This is a genomic window from Flectobacillus major DSM 103 (assembly GCF_000427405.1).
Taxonomy (GTDB): Bacteria; Bacteroidota; Bacteroidia; order Cytophagales; family Spirosomataceae; genus Flectobacillus; species Flectobacillus major.
The window spans coordinates 22881-41761 of record NZ_ATXY01000005.1 but is presented as its reverse complement, the minus strand read 5'-3'; the positions used below and the strand labels follow the sequence as shown (position 1 = coordinate 41761).

Annotated in this window: 12 protein-coding genes; 1 reads left to right on the top strand and 11 read right to left on the bottom strand. The window is 39.1% G+C overall.

Annotated elements, in window-relative coordinates; genetic code table 11:
* Nucleotides 1–175 precede the first annotated feature (175 nt).
* Nucleotides 176–928: an SDR family oxidoreductase gene (locus tag FLEMA_RS0101315; RefSeq protein ID WP_026993898.1), complete on the top strand. Its 753-nt coding sequence runs from the start codon at nt 176–178 to the stop codon at nt 926–928.
* A gap of 457 nt (nt 929–1385) precedes the next feature.
* Here the strand turns inward: FLEMA_RS0101315 and FLEMA_RS0101310 are convergent, their stop codons facing one another.
* The 11 genes from FLEMA_RS0101310 to FLEMA_RS0101255 all read right to left on the bottom strand — a co-directional run bounded on the left by FLEMA_RS0101310 (nt 1386) and on the right by FLEMA_RS0101255 (nt 18525).
* Nucleotides 1386–2828 carry an SLC13 family permease gene (locus FLEMA_RS0101310; RefSeq protein ID WP_044170443.1) on the bottom strand — a complete coding sequence of 481 codons (1443 nt, stop codon included), beginning with the start codon at nt 2826–2828 and terminating at the stop codon, nt 1386–1388.
* Between the two features lie 99 nt (nt 2829–2927).
* A complete protein-coding gene (locus FLEMA_RS0101305) occupies nt 2928–4355 on the bottom strand; it encodes a phytoene desaturase family protein (RefSeq protein ID WP_026993896.1) in 1428 nt (475 codons plus the stop codon).
* Nucleotides 4356–4525: 170 nt separating this feature from the next.
* The gene (gene soxC, locus FLEMA_RS0101300; protein WP_044170441.1) at nt 4526–5779 is read right to left on the bottom strand and encodes a sulfite dehydrogenase; all 1254 of its coding nucleotides are present in this window, start codon (nt 5777–5779) and stop codon (nt 4526–4528) included.
* The gene (locus tag FLEMA_RS0101295; protein ID WP_026993894.1) at nt 5776–6405 is read right to left on the bottom strand and encodes a c-type cytochrome; all 630 of its coding nucleotides are present in this window, start codon (nt 6403–6405) and stop codon (nt 5776–5778) included. Before FLEMA_RS0101295 ends, soxC begins: the two co-directional genes overlap by 4 nt.
* Nucleotides 6406–6548: 143 nt before the next feature.
* Nucleotides 6549–7451 (bottom strand): cyanophycinase, encoded by a 903-nt coding sequence (locus FLEMA_RS0101290; protein WP_026993893.1) that lies wholly within the window; start codon nt 7449–7451, stop codon nt 6549–6551.
* Between the two features lie 355 nt (nt 7452–7806).
* Nucleotides 7807–9225 carry an APC family permease gene (locus FLEMA_RS0101285; protein ID WP_026993892.1) on the bottom strand — a complete coding sequence of 473 codons (1419 nt, stop codon included), beginning with the start codon at nt 9223–9225 and terminating at the stop codon, nt 7807–7809.
* A gap of 114 nt (nt 9226–9339) precedes the next feature.
* The gene (locus FLEMA_RS0101280) at nt 9340–10503 is read right to left on the bottom strand and encodes an LLM class flavin-dependent oxidoreductase (protein ID WP_026993891.1); all 1164 of its coding nucleotides are present in this window, start codon (nt 10501–10503) and stop codon (nt 9340–9342) included.
* A 271-nt stretch (nt 10504–10774) separates the two neighbouring features.
* Nucleotides 10775–12106 carry a hypothetical protein gene (locus FLEMA_RS0101270; RefSeq protein WP_026993890.1) on the bottom strand — a complete coding sequence of 444 codons (1332 nt, stop codon included), beginning with the start codon at nt 12104–12106 and terminating at the stop codon, nt 10775–10777.
* Nucleotides 12107–12118: 12 nt separating this feature from the next.
* Nucleotides 12119–13828, bottom strand: a complete 1710-nt coding sequence (locus FLEMA_RS0101265) for an amidohydrolase (RefSeq protein WP_081681227.1) — start codon at nt 13826–13828, stop codon at nt 12119–12121.
* A gap of 23 nt (nt 13829–13851) precedes the next feature.
* Nucleotides 13852–15321 (bottom strand): RagB/SusD family nutrient uptake outer membrane protein, encoded by a 1470-nt coding sequence (locus FLEMA_RS0101260; protein ID WP_026993888.1) that lies wholly within the window; start codon nt 15319–15321, stop codon nt 13852–13854.
* A gap of 18 nt (nt 15322–15339) precedes the next feature.
* A complete protein-coding gene (locus FLEMA_RS0101255; RefSeq protein WP_026993887.1) occupies nt 15340–18525 on the bottom strand; it encodes a SusC/RagA family TonB-linked outer membrane protein in 3186 nt (1061 codons plus the stop codon).
* Nucleotides 18526–18881 lie beyond the last annotated feature (356 nt).

The window sequence follows — 18881 nt, the reverse complement described above, 5'->3', positions numbered from 1 at the left end:
TTGAAAAAGGTATAATAAATTGGTACAAATATTTTGCCCCAAAATACCATATATATATAATAGTATAAACTGTACCATTTAAGGAGGGTTAAATGCTTTCTTAAACTGGTTGAAGTTTTTTGAGAAATGAAAGTCGGAACTTTGACATATCATTTAACATTAAACAAAAACAACCATGAAAATTGTAGTTATTGGAGGTACTGGCCTAATTGGCAGTCAGCTTATAAGTTTTTTAGACCCAACCCAACATCAAGTAATAGCAGCTTCTCCCTCAACAGGAGTTGATACCATTACAGGAAAAGGATTAGATGAGGTTTTTCAAGATGCACAGGTGGTCGTAGATGTTACGAATTCGCCTTCTTTTGAGAGTGATTATGTTTTGAATTTCTTCAAAACCTCGACAGAACATATTGTTGCGGCGGCTCAAAAAGCAGGTGTCCAGCATCTGATTGCCTTATCGATAGTGGGTACACAAAAATTGCATGGAAGTGGCTACTTCAAAGCAAAACAAGTTCAAGAAGACCTAATACGTAATTCAGGAATTGGTTTTACAATTGTACAGGCAACTCAATTTTTTGAATTTGCAGGTGGCATTGCCTATATGAGTACACTCAATGAGAAAGTATATTTACCAACAGCATATATACAACCTATTGCCAGTAAAGAAGTGGCAGGCTTTTTAGCAAAAACGGTTTTAGCAGAGCCTGCTAATGCTGCCATCGAAATCGGAGGGCCTGAGAAATTTAGAATGAATGATTGGATTGCTCAATATGCAAAAAGTACCAATCAAAAACTTGATATTGTTGGCGATTCTAATGCCTTGTATTCTGGCTATGCTATTACAGACGACACTCTGGTAACTGGCGATAACGCTGTATTTATTGGCGAAATATGTTATAAAGATTGGATTGTCGAAAATATCAAATAAAGCCTATTTTAAGCCATTGGAAATTGATAGCGTTTTTTATGGCAGGCACAAAGTGATAAGGAATAGTGCCGATACTGAAGTTAAGTTGCTGATTATCAGATTTAGGCTTTCAGTCCTATTTTATTATTACTTTGTGCCTTTATCAATAAAACACTTGCACAAATGACATCCCAAGCCCATCGTTTATTTATCAAATAACAAATATGCTATCAATAAAGTAATGAAAATTTTAAACAGTTGAGCAATCAAGAAAGCATAAAGCGGTTTTTGTTAAACAAATCCGAAAATTTTGATTGTTGTGTTGAATTTTCCTTACTCTTTAATATTATTTCAGCTTAGTAAGAGAGCTTTTTATTTTTTCAGTACTCTTTGCTATTACCCAAAGTAGATTTTTGCAATCATTTTATACAATTATTTACTTTTCGTAAATACAGCAATGTAGTTGTTTCGATCAAGGCTATATCATAAAAATATAGCATTTGTATACACTTATCAGAAGCAAAAAGCCGAAAATAGCAATCCATGAACCAGCCTTTATCATGTCTTTTACATGTACAAATCCAGTACTTAAAACAATGGCATTGGGCGGTGTGGACATCGGTAAGATAAAGGCAAAACTTGCCGCAAAAGTGGTAGGTGCAGCCAACAAAATAGGTTCAATACCCGAAGCTACTGCAATACCAGCTACCATTGGCACAAGTATTGTGGCCAAAGCGGTATTGGCAATCATAATTTTTAATAATAGCGTTACTAAAACAACAATGGCTAAAAGCAAAGCAAAGTGGCTAATACCCAGATTTTTGATACTGCTTCCAATCAACTGTACCAAGCCAGAGGTTTCGAGTGTTTTGGCTAAGGCTAGCCCACCGCCAATCATAAATAAAATTCCCCAAGGAAGTTTTTCCATATTTTTCCATTCAAAAATAAAGGAGTCTTTTTCAGTAGGATTAGGAATAATAAACAAAAGCAAAGCTCCTGCCATGCCAATAATGGTGTCGTTTAGGAAAGCAAGAGCAGGTATTTTGATAAGAAATACCCTAAAAATCCATGTAAATGTAGTAAGCAAAAAGACACCACTAACAGCATATTCCTGATATGTAATTGCTCCTAAATGAGCTATTTTACCTTCTACAATTTGCTTTGCTGAAGGTAAATCGTCAATTTCTATAACAAAAAGCCATTTGACAAGTACAAAATAGGCAAACGAAAGCATTACAATAGCTAAAGGAAAACCAATGGCAAACCATGCTAAAAAAGCAATGTCTGTTTGAAAATTATCTTTAAAATAGGCAATCAACACAGCATTGGTGGGCGTTCCAATAGGTGTAGCTATGCCTCCAATACAAGCACCAAAGGCTAATCCAAGCAAAAGGCTTTTCGATAATTTGTTGAATGCCTCCTGCTGTTTTTGTGCTACAAAACTTTCTTGCAGCAAACTCAATACCGAGTTGGCAATCGGAAACATCAGTAGCGTAGTGGCGGTATTATTGACCCACATACTGATAAAAGCCGTGGCAAGCATAAAGCCCAATACAATTTTCTGGATAGACGTACCTACCCAATGAATAATATGCAAGGCGATTCGTTCGTGCAAACGGTGTTTTTCTATGCTCAAAGCAAAGACAAATCCAGATAAAAAAAGTAATACCGTAGGATTGGTGTAATTGGCAGAAGTAGTGGGCAAATCTAAAATACCTAATGCAGGAAAAAGTACTACAGGTAAAAAAGCCGTTACGGGCAAAGCCACAACTTCCGAAATCCACCAAATAAGCATCCACGAAGTAATACCAATAACTTTAACGATCTTTTCGTCTAAATGAATGATAGGCAAATAGACCAAACCAACAAAGCAAAGAGGGCCAAGAATAAGTGGAATATATTTTTGTAAATGATATTTCATAAGTAATTAAACTCAATCAAAGTGTATTGTAAGTTGCTGAAAATTAGTATTCTAATTAACAATTCACAATTTTACATTGATACTTAAATAAGCACGTTTCTATTTTTCAAATATATCTTTCCAAGCTCGTTGTGCTGCATGATAACCACACATACCATGTACCCCGCCACCAGGAGGAGTCGACGACGAGCATATATATAAGCCTTTGGTAGAGGTTCGATAAGGAGAATACCTGAGGGCTGGTCGGGTAAACAACTGGCCTAAATCAATAATTCCTCCGTTGATATCGCCCCCAATATAATTGGGGTTATATTCCTCTAGCTCTATTGTATTAAAGGTATGTCTTGCTAGAATGGTATCACGAAAGCCAGGGGCAAACCGCTCTACTTGTTTTTCAATAGCATTGGTCATGTCTTTGGTCGAGCCATTAGGTACATGACAGTACCCCCAAGCTACATGCTTGCCTTTGGGGGCACGGGTGTTGTCAAAAACACTTTGTTGGGCCAATAAAACAAAGGGTTTTTCGGGATGAATCCCCTGCGAGGTCGATAGCTCTGAGGCGGCTATTTCGGCAAGTGTATTGCCTATATGTACCGTTCCAGCTTCACGAGCTTTATAGGAAGTAAACGGAATAGGGCTGTCTAATGCCCAATCGAGCTTAAATACACCCATACCATAACGATATTTTTCAAGTTGCCATTTATACAAATTAGAAAAAGTATGTCCTGCAATTTGTAAAATTTGCTTTGGCGTAATATCAAATAAAATAGCTTTGGCCGAAGGCAATTGCTGAAGAGAATTTACCCAAAAATCGGTTTCGATACGCCCTCCAATAGCAATAAAATAAGCAGCCAGAGCATCAGCCAACGACTGCGAACCACCTTGAGGAATAGGCCATCCATTTTTATGTCCTGCTGTCATGAGTACAAGTCCTATTGCAGAGGTAGTAAGGTTGCTCAGGGGCTGAATCGAATGAGCTGCCATACCTGCCCACAGGGCTTTTGCTTCTTGGGTATCAAATTTGTTGGCTAGTAAATTGGCTGGCAATAAGGCATTTATGCCAAAATTGGCTAATTGAAATGGGTTTTTAGGAAAATGCAAAGGAGCTAGTAGTTCGGGCAAAAGGCTATCCCATTGCTGTACAATAGGAGCTATGAGCTTGAGATAATGCTGTTGGTCTATACCCAAGTAGCTAGCAGTTTGCTCAATCGACTCCGACAAAATAACCGACGTACCATCGTCGAGCGGGTGGGCGGCTGCAATATTGGGTTTGATGAAATTTAGGCCATATTTTTCGAGAGGCAAAGACTGGAAAAAGGGCGATGCCGCTGCTAATGGGTGAATAGCCGAACAAATATCATGTTTGAAACCTGATAACGTTAATTCGGCTGTTCGGAGGCCCCCTCCAATTGTTTTTTTCCCTTCAACAATGAGTACAGAAAGCCCTTTTTGTTGTAAAAAAATGGCTGCCGCCAATCCGTTGGGGCCAGAACCCACAACAATTGCATCGTATTCATGTTTTGCCATATTATTTCAAATTTGCCAACTATTTTAAGCGATTAAGCTATAAAAGAGTTTTGTCAAGTAATATTTAAGGATAGATTTATCTGCTTATGGAGTCTTAGCAATACCCCATAATTTTGTGGTTAAGTAACCTAATTACAAGGGAATAATCGTTGATACATTTGTTTGGCGACCTATCGAGGAGTTTCGGGTTTGAATAATACTCGTCCATCTTTTTTGATTTGCCAAGCCGTAATAGGGTTCATGTGGTAGCCTCCTTCGCTGCCACGAGCATCAAATAGCTGTTTGAGTGTTGGTTGCGTATAGCCTGTTTCGTCAGTTACTCGACTCATGATTTCGGTTTCATCGCCTCGCCATTGCCACAAATACCTAAATTGTACATGAGCTTTATCCAAAATCGGTTCGTTGAGTTGGGCAATTTGCCAGCTTTTTCCTGCATCGGTACTAACTTCTACTTTTACAACCTTACCTCGTCCAGACCACGCCAAACCACGAATTTCTATCCAACCTTTTTCTACTTGCTGTGGAAAAGAAGGAAAAGTAATGATAGAACGAGCATCAATATCAAAACTGAAAATTCTAAATTTTCCATCTTTGATAGGCTCAGTGTATTTAGAGGTTTCTTCTCGGGTATAATAAGGAGCATCTGATAATTCTAACCTACGAAGCCACTTTACACTGGTATTGCCTTCCCAACCAGGATTAAATAGCCTAATCGGAAAGCCTTGTTCTGGCCGAAGAGGTTCGCCATTTTGGGCATAAGCGATAATGGCATCGTCCCAGCCTTTTTGTACAGGAATACTGCGGGTCATGACGGCGGCATCGCCACCTTCTGCCAAAAACCATGAGGCATTGGGTTTTACGCCCACTTCTCTAAACAAGGTTGAAAGTTTTACCCCCGTCCATTCACTTTGGCTAGTTAGTCCACAGATTTCTTGAGGTGTAAGGTTTTCTTTTCCACCTCTAAAATTTCCTGAACATTCTAGAAATGTAATACGAGAAACCGAGGGAAAACGCTTTAAATCGGCCAAGGTAAAAACCATCGGTTTTTCTACTAAGCCATGAATCAGTAATTCGTGTTTGGTAGGGTTTATTTCGGGAACACCTGCATGATGGCGTTCAAAATGGAGGTCTGAGGGAGTGATTATGCCGTAAAAATCTTGTAAAGGCGACCTCGAAGAAATATCAGAAGGTTTTTTTACAGACTTCACAAAAGGAGACCGAGTTCCGATTTCGCCCGCAGGTGTACCAAATTTCTTGGTTGGGTCGTCGTCAATTGCATTTTGAGAAATACCCTTCTGAACGGCTTGTCCATTGGTAGTTTGAACAATTGCAACGGCGGCAGTGGCTGCTCCGCCTAGCAGTTTGCGGCGAGATAATTTTTGAGGAAACTGCTGTGTTATTTCTATGATTTTATGAATTTTCATTTGATTTCTGGCCCTCCTTTGCGGTCATCAGGTACAAATAAATTTTTTGCTGGCATTTCTACTTTGGGTAGTGTTTGGGCATTGATTACGGTTTTGTCATCAATAATTTCGTTGGCGTGCAATAAATAAGCGGTTAAGTTATACACTTCTTCGTTGCTCAATGAACCAGGCTGATTGAAGGGCATGGCTCGACGGATATAATCAAAAACCGTAGTAGCATAAGGCCAATAATTGCCAATGGTTTTTTCTTTTCTTTTATCTGTAGCTTTTTTGTTGGTTACCAAAGAACCGTTGATTCCTCCAATGCCTCCAACACCATGACACGCCACGCATTTGGTTTCAAAAATGACTTTTCCTTTTGAAGCAATACCATTTCCTGCTGGTAATCCTTTTCCATCAGGACGGACATCTATATCTAATCGGGCGATTTCGGCTTGGGTAGCTTGTCTACCAAACCCAAATGAGGGTGGAAGGGTATCTGATAAAAGACTTTGTTTTTTCGAGATACGAATATTAGGGCCAACTGAAATACCTTGTTCTTTACTAACTGCCTGATAACAAGCTTGTAAGGTGGTTATAGCAATAAATAAGCTGCCTAAACCTAATATGTATTGCTTTTTGTACATTTTTGTCTAATAATTGAGTGATTTAGTGAGTTGTGGGTTAATGGAGTGTTCTTGTTTATAGATTGCTACCAAAAACTTTTGTATTGGGCTATTAGTTCAAGTAAATATTTGAGGAACCAAAATTTCATTCACTACTTCACAGCTCACTCATTGGTTTTTATTACTTTTCGGTTTTGTAAATCGTACTTTTGGCCATTGCTCAAAAAAAAGAACGAACCATTTGAGGCGGTATTTACTTCCTGTTGGTTTACGGTATGTTTTTCTCCATTGCCAATAATGGTATTATAGTCATAAATGGCTACGTATGATTTACCCAGAACTTCCAGAATATCTTTCTGAACAATTACTGCGGTCGATTCATCTAAGCCAATACCAATTAATTCTGGAGAGTGTTTGATAAAATCTACCAAATCAAATTGACGATTTCGGCGAAGCAGATGCTGGTCGATTGCCGAATTTTTTAAGAAGCCCAAGCCCTGAGTATGGTCTCCTACCAGAATATGAGGGCCTTTTGTATCGCCACGCCAAAGAAATGACCCTTGAATACTTGCTCCTGCCGACGACCCTGCAATAACTCCCCCTCGTTCTAGCACCTCCTGAAAAGCTTGATGAGTAAGGGTGTTCAAGTACGAATCAGCAATTCGCCATTGGCGACCTCCGATAAAATATACGCCAGTAGCTTCACGAAGTGGAGCTATAAATGCTTCGCTATTGGCTTCTTTTAGGTTTTTGGTATGTAATAAAGTTACCTTGGTTACTCCAGTATTTTTCTTTAATGACTCTACTGCCGATAGACTTAATGCTGCCGAATCGCCAGCTGCGGCTGTTACTACTACCAATTTAGCCTTTTCTTTTCCGCCAGCTAATTCTACAAACTTGTTCCATATTTCGGGTGTAACCGTTCCGCCACCTATAATAATCAATGTGCCTTTTTCGGGCCCATGACGGGTTGGTGACTTTTCATTGACTTTAATTGGTATTTGGCCCAAGGCTAAGTGAATACTTAATAAGGTAAAAAAAGTAAGGAAGAGATGTTTCTTTTTCATAGTGTTTTAATATGTGGATGAATAGTCTGTATTGTTCTGTTGAACAAATATTTTACACAATAGCAATGAATTATTAGTTTTAATGGTCTAATATTTAGTGATTTAGGCTTAAAAAGGAATCATTGAAATGATAAGGTTTCATGACTTGCTGCCTTTAAATACTTCTTTTTGCTTAACTGTATAATCGTTGTTTTATCTCAAGGACTTATTCAAGCATAAGTTTGAGAATGATTTGGAATTGCAAAAATAGATTTTAAATCTATATAATCTATAAATTTTATATGCTAAATATTTCATAAAAACGGAAATAGGTAATTTATTGCCGTTTTTATGAAAAGTACAATGCTTTTGATTACTATACTTTATTGATATTCTTGGTTAAGAAATACACTGGAATACCTAAGCCTGCGATGATTAGCCCTGGCCAAGTGTAAGTAGGTTTGTAAATAATCAACAATACACAAAATGCCAAACCCATGATAATGTAGATGGCAGGAAGAAAAGGATAGCCAAATGCTTTATAAGGGCGTTCCTGATTGGGCTGTTTGATTCTTAGAATATAGATAGCCGCAATAGTTAATACATAAAATATAACGACAACAAATGAAATCATATCTAACAAATCGCCATAACGACCGCTCAAACTTAATATAACTGCCACTACAAACTGAAACCAAAGGGCATATTCGGGTACAGAATTTTTGTTTAAGTTGCCTGTTTTTTTGAAAAATAGACCATCTTTGGCCATACTATAATAAACCCTTGCACCCGCCAAAATCATTCCATTGGCACAACCAAAAGAAGCGATTAGAATCAATATGGCTATGACGGCTGTGCCGTTTGCTCCAAAAATTGCCTGTGCTGCTACAATACCTACACGGTCTTTTTCGGGAGTGCCGAGTGCTTCGATAGGCAAAACGGCCGTAAACATGATATTGAGGGCAACATAAATAAATGTTACAACGGCTGTGCCGAGTAGTAAACTAAGGCCAATATTTCGTTTGGGATTTTTGATTTCGCCAGCTACAAAAGTGACATTATTCCATGCGTCGTAGCTAATAACTGTGCCTACCAAAGCCGAAGCAATAGCTCCCCCAAGTGCTGGTGTATCGGCATATTGTATAAATTCGCCTGTTTTAGTCAATTTTTGTAAATGAAAAGGATTAGTCCAGTTGGCTTGCCAGATTTCGGGTTTGAGGTAAATAAATCCAAAAAGTATTAGTCCTAATAAACTAAGGAGTTTGGTACTTGTGAAGATATTCTGAACGATTTTTCCTAATTTAACGCCTTGTGTATTAAGATATGTCAAAATAAAAAGTAGTACTATCGACGATAATTGTGCTGGGGATACCTTGAAGGAGTCGCCGATGCTAAATGCCACTAAATCTTCGCTGAAAATTGGGAAAAAGTAAGCCAAAAACTTAAAAAATGACACGCAAACGGCTGCAATAGTGCCTGTTTGGATAACTGTAAAAAGGCTCCAACCATAGACAAAAGCTACCAAACTTCCATAAGCTTCTTTGAGGTAAACGTATTGTCCGCCAGCTTTAGGATACATTCCGCTGAGTTCGCCGTAACTTACGGCAGCAGTTAGGGTCATAAAACCACCAATTACCCACACCACAATGAGCCAGCCTGCCGAACCAACATTGCGGGCAACATCGGCACTAACAATAAATATTCCTGAGCCAATCATGCCGCTTGCAGCAAGCAAAGCGGCATCAATTAACCCTAATTCTCTTTTAAACTCTGTCGGTTGTTCGTGTTCAGACATTCTTAATGTGTTTTTGTCCTAAAATATATCCCTTTTTGAGCTGTCTCGTAATTGGTTTTGGATATACCTTTGTAAGGTAATATATTGTATTTCAATGAATTGAAATGGTCATTATTACACCAATTCGGCTGTTGTTAGGGGTGTTACAGGTGTTTCTTCAGGAATTCGATTATTCAATCTTGGCATCGAAACATTGGGTAAATGCGGTAATACCAATTTGGCAAAATAGTTCGCTTCTTCAATCAAGGGAAAACCCGAAAAGACAAAAGCTCGAAAACCCATATCCATATAGCGATTAAGCTTGGCTACGATTTGGTCGGCACTACCAACCAATCCACTTCCACAACCAGAAAATACTTTGCCGATGGTAGTCCAGAGAATTTCTTCTGCATAGCCTTCATCATCCGAGGTTTTTCTAAATTCATCTTGACGAATCACACCCAAAGAGCGTGAATCTTCGCCTCTTGCTCTGATTTCGGCTGCTCGTTTTTCATCAAATTTTGAAATAAGTTTTTTGGCATAAGCCCTTGCTTCTGCTTGCGTTTCTCTGGCTACTACGTGTATTCTTAGTCCAAAATCAATTTTTCTTCCATATTTTGCTGCTCTGGCGGTCATGTCTTGCATGGTTGCGTACATGGCTTCTTCCGATTCTGGCCACATCAAAAACACATCGCAATGTTTGGCACAAACCTCTCGTGAACCGTCGGACGTTCCGCCAAAATATAAAAGCGGGCCACCGTTTTGGTAGGGTTTTACGGGGTCGGAAGGCATATCGAATTGATAAATTTCGCCTCTATGTTGGATTCGGTCTTGTGTCCAGCCTTGTTTCAAAATTTCAATCACTTCGGTACATCGCTGATAACGAAAATCTGGGTTTTCACGAGTACCCGGCAAGTCGGAATTGATAATATTAAGAATCAATCGACCTTTTAAAGCGTGGTCGAGCGAAGCAATCGCTCTTGCCAACATTGGTGGATGCACCTCGCCTGTTCTGACTGCCGCCAAAAACGTTATTTTCTCTGTTAAAGGGGCAAGTGCCGAAGTGATTGTCCAAACATCTTGCCCAACGGTATAGGCCGTTGGGTATAAAATGTTGCTAAAGCCGAGCTTTTCGGCTTCGAGGGTAATGTCACGACAATGCTCAAAATTACTTCTACGAGTATTATCTAAAATACCTAAATATTCGGTATCACCACCAATAATATCATTGAACCATGATATTTCAGCGACACGCTGGGTGGTTCGGATGTCGGCTGTTTTGATGCGTTTAATAGTCATTTATTATTAAGTGTCAATACAAAGTTGTAAATTATTACTGTACGAAGGATTTTCTTTTGTTCAAAAGCGTTCTTATTATTCGCATTTTTTGGTGTAGCGGCAACTCTTGCAGTTGCCACACTCAACATGGCAACCGCAAGGGTTGCCACTACTGCAATTTTATTTGAAAGATAAAACTAATCCTTCGTACAGTTCTAATTGTCAATTGCGAATTAGTATTTTGATTTTCAGTAACTTATGATTAAGTTTAATCAAAATTAAATTTGCTTGATTACCTATCTATTTTACCGAAAAAACTTACTTTTTTCTCTACTAATGGATACTTCTTTTCGATTTTTTTGAGAACCACATACACAGAATCCTTATTTTCGAGTACACCTTTTAATACAAAAGTTTGGGCATTTGGATGTTCATAATTCAGCCGAATTTTTCGGGTAGTATCAGCTCGGTTTTTGAGCAAAAGGGTATGTTTTACGGTATCGGCTTCATAGCCATAATACAAGCGTCCAACGTTTCCGTAATATTCGGTTGTTCTTACTTTATTGTCGGTATTCAGGTTGGTTTCGCTGGCTACTTTGATACTGAATGTATTGAATTTTTCAAAAACCACATTTTGCCAACGAGTAGTGTCGATAGGACTGTAAGGAATAAGCTGATTATTTACCTTAAATTCTGCTACATCATACAAGCCCTTAAACTCTTCAATACCATCGGTTAACGGTAGTTTGAAGGTTTTTTCTGCTGCATACACTTTGCCATATTCAACGCCACGATAAACCAAGAAAACCAAAATAAAAGCCGACTTTAGAACGATACGAGTTGATGTCAACCACTTTGCCGAAAAGGTGGGTGCCGAAAAAGTAGGAATCACCGAAGGCTTATGCAAAATCAGCAAATCCCAAAAATGGGTTACATCTTTTGCCAACAAGATGAGGGCAAAAGTAAGAATATGCAAACTGGTGAGTTCTACGCCAGCATCGTAACCAATATTGACAAACCAGATTGGTACTAAAATTGCCACCATCATCAATGCCCCAAGCGTGGTAGTTCTTCTAAAAAGAATCAATACCGTTGCGATTAGCTCAAACACTCCTGCAAACACCTCAAATAAGGGCGATACGCCCGTGGTAAGCCAATAGAGCTTTCCAGGTGTAAACTCTCCCAAATTGGTATTGAGTTGGCTAATGGTTGGGAAAGGCATTTGTACAGGAAATACTTTGGCAATAGCAAACCACGACATCCGCAAAGCCAACCCATAACGTACTATCACATAAAACCAATAAGATAGCGTACTGTCATTTCGGTTCTTTTTGTCTAATACGTTCCAAATGAAGCCAATAACCAAACTTACCAATAGCGTAATTAACCAACCAAGGTAGTTTTTACCGCCAGCATTATTGAAAAACCAAGGACTATTTTGGCTAACTACATCTATAATCCTGAACGGATGCGATTTAGTTTGGAAACTTTCGCTATAATCTCTCAGGTAAAAATCGGGTAAAAAAGGGACTGTGGTAATCAATGCAAATAAAGAGCCCCCCCTTAGTAGGATACGTTGTAAACGTATCCTATTTTCTGGTATATGAACAGATTCGTTCGACATTTTTAATGCTATTTAGAGCTTTTTATACACTGTTTTTCCTTCTTTGATAGTCTCTAATACTTCTACTTCTTTGATTTTTGAAGGTTCAATCGTGAGAATATCGTCGGAGAGTATTACCAAATCAGCCAGTTTACCATTTTCGATAGAACCCTTTGTTTTTTCTTCAAAGTACTCATAAGCACCGTTGATAGTAATAGCTTTAAGTCCTTCCAAAGGTGTTAGGCGTTCTTCGGGGCCAATCACTTTGCCCGAACGAGATTTGCGTTCTACCGATGTCCACAATAAAAACAATTGATTGATTGGTGTTACCCCAAAGTCGGTATGGTTGGTAGCGATAATCCCTTTTTTGATTGAAGATTTTAAAGGACTTAAAAACTTGGCACGCTCGTAACCCAAGTTTGTTTCGTGAACATCGCCCCAAAAGAAAGCGTGATTACTAAATAATGATGGTAAAAAACCTAATTCTTTGTATTTATCCAGTTGGTCTGGGCGAACAAACTGTGAGTGAATTACCACAGGGCGACGATTTAAACTACTGGCTTCCAGTAGTTTATTGGCATTTTCAACGGCTGTGATATACATGTCAATAGCAGCATCGCCATTACAGTGTACATAGGGTTGGATATTGTTTTTGAAAGCTTTAATAATAGCCTCATTGAATTCGGTTTGTGTAACCACAGGAAACCCTCGACAGATGGCATCGTTACAGCCCGGCACTTTAGTTAGATACGCTTTGCCAAAAAATGCAGTTTTACCTTGTGGCGATCCATCAGAAAAGAACTTAAAACCATTGATTTTAAAATGGTTTTTTAATACACCATACTCATAATCAGGGTTGTTTAATACTTTATCTACAATAGGATATGCTGGTAATGATTCAATATCGATGAATAATTCACCACGTTTTGAGGCTTCTCGAAGTAGCTCCAACGACTCAAAGCTACTACTACCATCCTGAGCTGTAGTTACGCCAAAGCTGGCATAATACGCCTGTTGCTCTTTCAGTTGTGCCAAACGTTCGTCCAATGTTCCTTTGCTTGCTCCGCTCAGATTAACCCGTACCAACCCTTGGGCTCTTTCTTGGAATAAACCCGTAGGCTCATTTGAATTGTCCTTGCGTTCAATAATACCTCCTTCGGGGTCTGGCGTATTGGCGGTTACACCTGCTACTTTTAAAGCAGCAGAATTAGCTACCGACATGTGTCCAGACACGTGGGTAATTACTACAGGGTTATTGGGAAAAGCTGCGTCGAAATCCTCTTTGCGAGGGTGGCGTTTTTCCTCCAACTGGTCGACATCGTAGCCAAAACCGCTAATCCAATCGCCATCTTTGAATCCTTTCTGAGCTTTAAATTTTTGTAATTCTGCTACTATATCAGCTATTTTACGAATATTTCCGACTGGAGGTGGGTTGAGGTTGGCCAAATTGGCTCTTCCGAAGCTCATAAAATGGCTATGCCCATCTATAAACCCAGGTGTTACCGTTTTTCCTCCCAAATCTACTATTTGGGTATTTTTGCCTTTGAGCTTTTCGATTTGTTTGTTATTGCCAACCGCCAAAATTTTGCCATTTTGTACGGCTACAGCCTGAGCAATGGTATTTTTGGCATCGACCGTAATGATTTTTCCATTGATAAAAATCTTATCGGCTTGCTTATTACTTTGTGCAAAAACAGTTGTTTCTGCACAAAGTAATGATAATATCAAAAGTGTTTTTTTCATGATAAATTAGATAGAATACGATGTTATTTTGGAGCAAGTTTATTATAAGCCAATTCATTACTTGGTATTGCCCAAACATAGTTGCTGGCTGTTGGTAAAACCTCTGGTGCAACACCTGCATTACCTATTTTGGAAGGAAGCTTTTGTACTCTTCTCAATAAATCTGGGGTTCTTAAACCTTCGCCCAATAATTCTATTCTACGTTCATTGAGAATGGTTTCTACCAATTCAGCTTTTGATGCAAGCCCTTGCGAGAATACATAATTAGCATCTGAGCGATTGCGAACGGCCTTTAATAAGGCTGTAGCAGTAGTCAAGTCATTGTTTTGAGCAGCCGCTTCTGCATAGTTCAACAACACTTCTGCGTAGCGAATAATAGGTACATAGTCGCTAAATGGAGCAGAATTTTTAGGGAACTTTCTCAGTAATTTCTGCCCTGTGGTATTGGTAGTAATTAAGCCTTTGCGTGCATCGTTTGAAGTAGCCGCATCCAAAGCTGGGTCGGCAACAATTCCTGATGGATTAAGGTAAACAACAGGCGTTAAATAATTAGCAGCCAAGGCACTTTGCAGGCCCGGAGCTTCGGTGGCATTGATATAAGGAATAGTAAGCAAAAGTTCATTTCCGACATAAGACCCACCAAAAACAGTAGCAATATTGGCCTCTAATTTATGTGTCAATGTACCTGATACATACTGAAATGGAGCCGTATCAGAAACTATTTTTTTGGCTTCAGTGACAACGGCAGCATAGTCGCCTTTTACCAAATTCACTCTTGTTTTGAGGGCAATAGCGGTTGCCTTATGAGCTCTTGAAGCTACCAATAAGGAACTTGCGTAAGTGACAGGTAAATCTATTTCTGCTTCGTTCAAATCTTTCAAAATCTGGGTATAAACCTCGGCTACTGTGCTGAAAGCAAAGTCATTGTTTCCGCCCGATGTTTCAGGTTTTAGCCTCAATGGCAACGCTGGTGCAGCACTATTTTGTTGATAAGGTTTTGCATACGTTTGTACCAAACTGAAATAAGCAAAGGCTCTTAAAAACTTAGCTTCGGCAATATAATTTTTGCGTAATTCATCGGATAAAACTGTAGATGTACTCAAATTGTCAATGAGAATATTGGCCGAGTTGATGGTGGTATAAGCTGCTCCCCAAACGGCATTGACAAAATCGCCCGATGAAGTAATCGACTGATTCCAGACGTTTGCACCTGTAGAGTTATTACCATCGTTTTGGCTAAATTCGTCGCCACGTTGTTCATTAAAAATAATATGACGACCGCCAAAATAGGCTTGACTACCAAATTGAGAATAAAGTCCGTTGACTTGTGCCAGTATTTTGGCAGGCGTACTATAGGCCGCTTCTGTCGAAATACTTGTGATAGGCACTGTGTCCAGAATATTATCTCGACAGCTTGAAAGCAAACCAAGAAGGCTTACCGAAACAAGCAATGAACGGCGAAAGCTATTTTTATGATTAAAGATATTTTCCATTTTTAGCTGATTATTTTTTTAGAACCCCACATTTAAGCCCAAAGTAAATACCGAAGCATTGGCTGGTACGTTTTGGTCTTTCCCCGAATTGACAGAGTTACCGTTGATTGAAATCTCTGGGTCGGCACCTGTATACTTGGTGAATGTCAGGATATTAGAGGCTTGTGCATAAATTTTGGCCGACGAAATATATTGTGATAATCCACCTTTTTTAATGGGAATATTGTAGCTCAAAGCAATGTTTTTTAGCTTAATAAAAGAGCCATCTTCCACAAAAGCGGTATTGGTTGAAGAAAAGCCACCACTAAAGCTATCGCCCCAAACAAGTTTTGGTACATCTGTAATTTGTCCTGGGGTTGTCCAGCGGTCTTTGATAAATGTACCGTTGTTGAAATAGCGTTGGTCAGAAAGTGTACCTTTTGTACCGTTGTACAATTTGTTGCCACCCGAGAAGATAAACCCAATAGCAAGGTCAAAATTGCCATAAGTAAAGTTATTGTTCAAACCACCATAGTAAGTAGGTAACGACGGCCCCTGGATACGTCCATCACGATAGTTGTCGATAGCTGGTGCTGTAGCTCCATCGAGTGTTGTAAAGGTTCTTTTCAGGGCATCATATTGTACTTGCTGGTTGTTGGCGTTGAGATAAATTCTATTCCCGTTGGCAGGATTGATGCCTAATGTAGGCACAGCAAAAATAGAACCCACAGAATACCCTTCACGTGTAATGTTCTGAATACCAAAAGTACTTAATACAGTAGGGTAAATATCGCCTCCAGTACCCAGTGATGTTACACGGTTTTTGAGGGTTGCGATGTTGAAATTAGCATTCCATTGAAACTTTTGGGTATTGATAATATTGGCAGTTAAGCCCAATTCGATACCTTCGTTGTACAACGAGCCAACGTTTGCTGCAATGGAATTGCCTGGAATACCCTGTGAAAGCGATTGTGGTGCCGACAAAATCAAGTCGTCAATGGTGTTTTTATAATAATCGGCTTCAAGGGTAAAGCGGTTGTTGAGTATTCCAACACTGAGGCCGATATCTGTTTTCTTGCTCGATTCCCAACGCAAAGCAGCGTTGCCTGCCTGACCAAAATATAGCGTAGGAACACCAGCATAAGTACTTGAGCTATATTGTGATAGTGCAGCGTAGTCGCTCAAGCTGCTATTACCTACAACACCATAACTTGCCTTGATTTTGAGAGCGTTGATGTATTTATATAAAGAAGATTGTTGGAAAAATGATTCTTCCGAAATATTCCAACCTGCCGAGCCACCGCCAAAATTACCCCATTTGTTTCCTGCGGCTAAAGCAGAAAGTCCATCACGACGGAAATTAAAGCTTACTAAATATTTGCGGTTAAAATCATAGCTAACGCTACTGAAAAATGAAAGTAAGCCGTTTTCAGACTGAACAGTAGAAGAAGGTGTAATATTGGTAAAACCTCCTTGATAACTGGTAAAGAATGGGTCGGATAACCCCGTGCGGCTTGCTCCCCAGCCATCTACTTTCCGATAGATTTCTTCGTGTCCTAACAATACTTTTAAGTTATGTACATCCGAAAAAGTTGTATTAAAAGTAAGCGTATTTGTCCAGCTTGAACGGAAATATGTAGTATTAGAGTTAGTAGCTGTTCCTTTAGTTGCAAAGCCGTCACCACTTTGTAAATTTCTAAATTCCTTATTTTCAACAATAAAGTTGTTGATACCATATACGGTTTTGAACTTTAATCCTTTTATAAGTTCAATTTCTCCAAAAACACTACTCAATAAAGTATTATTTTCTGAGGTATTTTTGTCAAGGTCTAATACCGTTTGTAAGTTATACGCATTAAAAACCCCTAAGGCCGAACTGTTGGGGCCATAGCCAATATTGCCATTGGCAAGGTTGATATTGTATGTGCCATCGGTATTGTATACAGGTACGTTAGGAGGTAAAATGTAGGTCATACGAGCCAAAGGTTGTAAACCAATGTATTGGGTATTGACACTATTCCCCGACGACGCACCAACCGAGTTGGGCCCAATAGCTCCTGAGTTAGGCCCTGCGTTGAGAGAGTTACTAAACGAGAAGTTTGTTCCGATTGAAATAGAACGGTGAAGCTTATGTTCAATATTTAAACGAGCGGTTTTACGGTCGAAGGTATTGGTTTTTAGAATACCATTTTGTTTTGAATAGTTGACCGAGACGTAATAATTTGTAGCATCATTTGCTCCCGAAATATTCAAAGTGTGGTTTTGAGAAACACCAGTTTGATAAGCCACATCGTACCAATTGGTTTCTATATTTGAACCGTCGGCATTTTTTCCTAAAACAAAACCTTGTGATAAACCAGCATTGGCACGGGCTTCGTTTTTGATAGCTACATAATCTTGAGCACTCAATATTTCAGGCAAATTGAACGGTTTGCTCCAGCTTACCCAAGTATCATAATTTACTTTTGTTTTGCCCTTTTTACCTTTTTTCGTTGTAATTACCACAACACCATTGGCGGCTCTTGAACCATAAATGGCTGCTGCTGAGGCATCTTTTAGTACATCTATTGATTCTATATCACTAGGGTTGATGTCAGAAAGGGGGTTGTTTCCGACCGAGCCCCCCGCCGAACCCGTAAATACTGTAATGCCGTCTACAATAATAAGTGGATATACCGACGAAGTGATAGAGTTGATTCCTCGAATTCGGAAAACAGGCGTGTTGTTCAATGCCCCACTTGGCTGAACAATATTTACACCAGCGGCTTGTCCGCCCAATAGTTGGTCCAAACTCTGTGCTGGACGATTTTCTAATTGCGAGGCCGAAACTTTTACGGCCGAACCCGTAAAGGCTTTTTTGCTTTCGCTACCATAGCCAGTTACCACTATTTCTGATAATTGTTTGGTATCTTCTTCAAGGTCAATTACAATAGGACTAGACTCTACGGTTATTTCTTTGGGCTTAAACCCAATAGAACTTACCACCAGAATAAAAGGAAATCTCTGACCCGTTTGAATATAAAAAGCCCCTTCTTGATTAGTTGTTGAGCCATTGGTAGTTCCCTTTATCTGAACCGATGCACCTATAAGAGGATCTTTGGTTCGTTGGTCGAGTATTCTACCATTCAGTTTGGCATTGATGGTTGGTTGTGTACTTTGGGCGTAAAGAGCCAGCGGGAATAACAAAATACATATCCAAATAAACAGGTAGTTGTTTTTTTTCATTACTTTGTAATGGTTTAATGTAAAATAGGAAATCTGGACAGGTAAAACTTTACCTGCCGGAGTCATTTAGCGATGAACGTTTTTATTTAGACTTTTGCCAATTTGGTTGCAGCCAAATTGGCTTTTGTCGTTTAATAAGGTTCTACGAATCAACATTACTTATCAGCCGCTGTTTATTCGTAAAGTTTTGATGGGACAAATATAATTGATAAATTTATAAATATATCAAATCTATAGATTAAATATGTTTGTGGCTGTTAATTACTGCTTGCTATTTGATGACAGAGTTATGGGTTAAATGTTTCTTTTGGAAGTTATTGAAATGCAATTTCCTCCAAAACTAGAATTTATATATT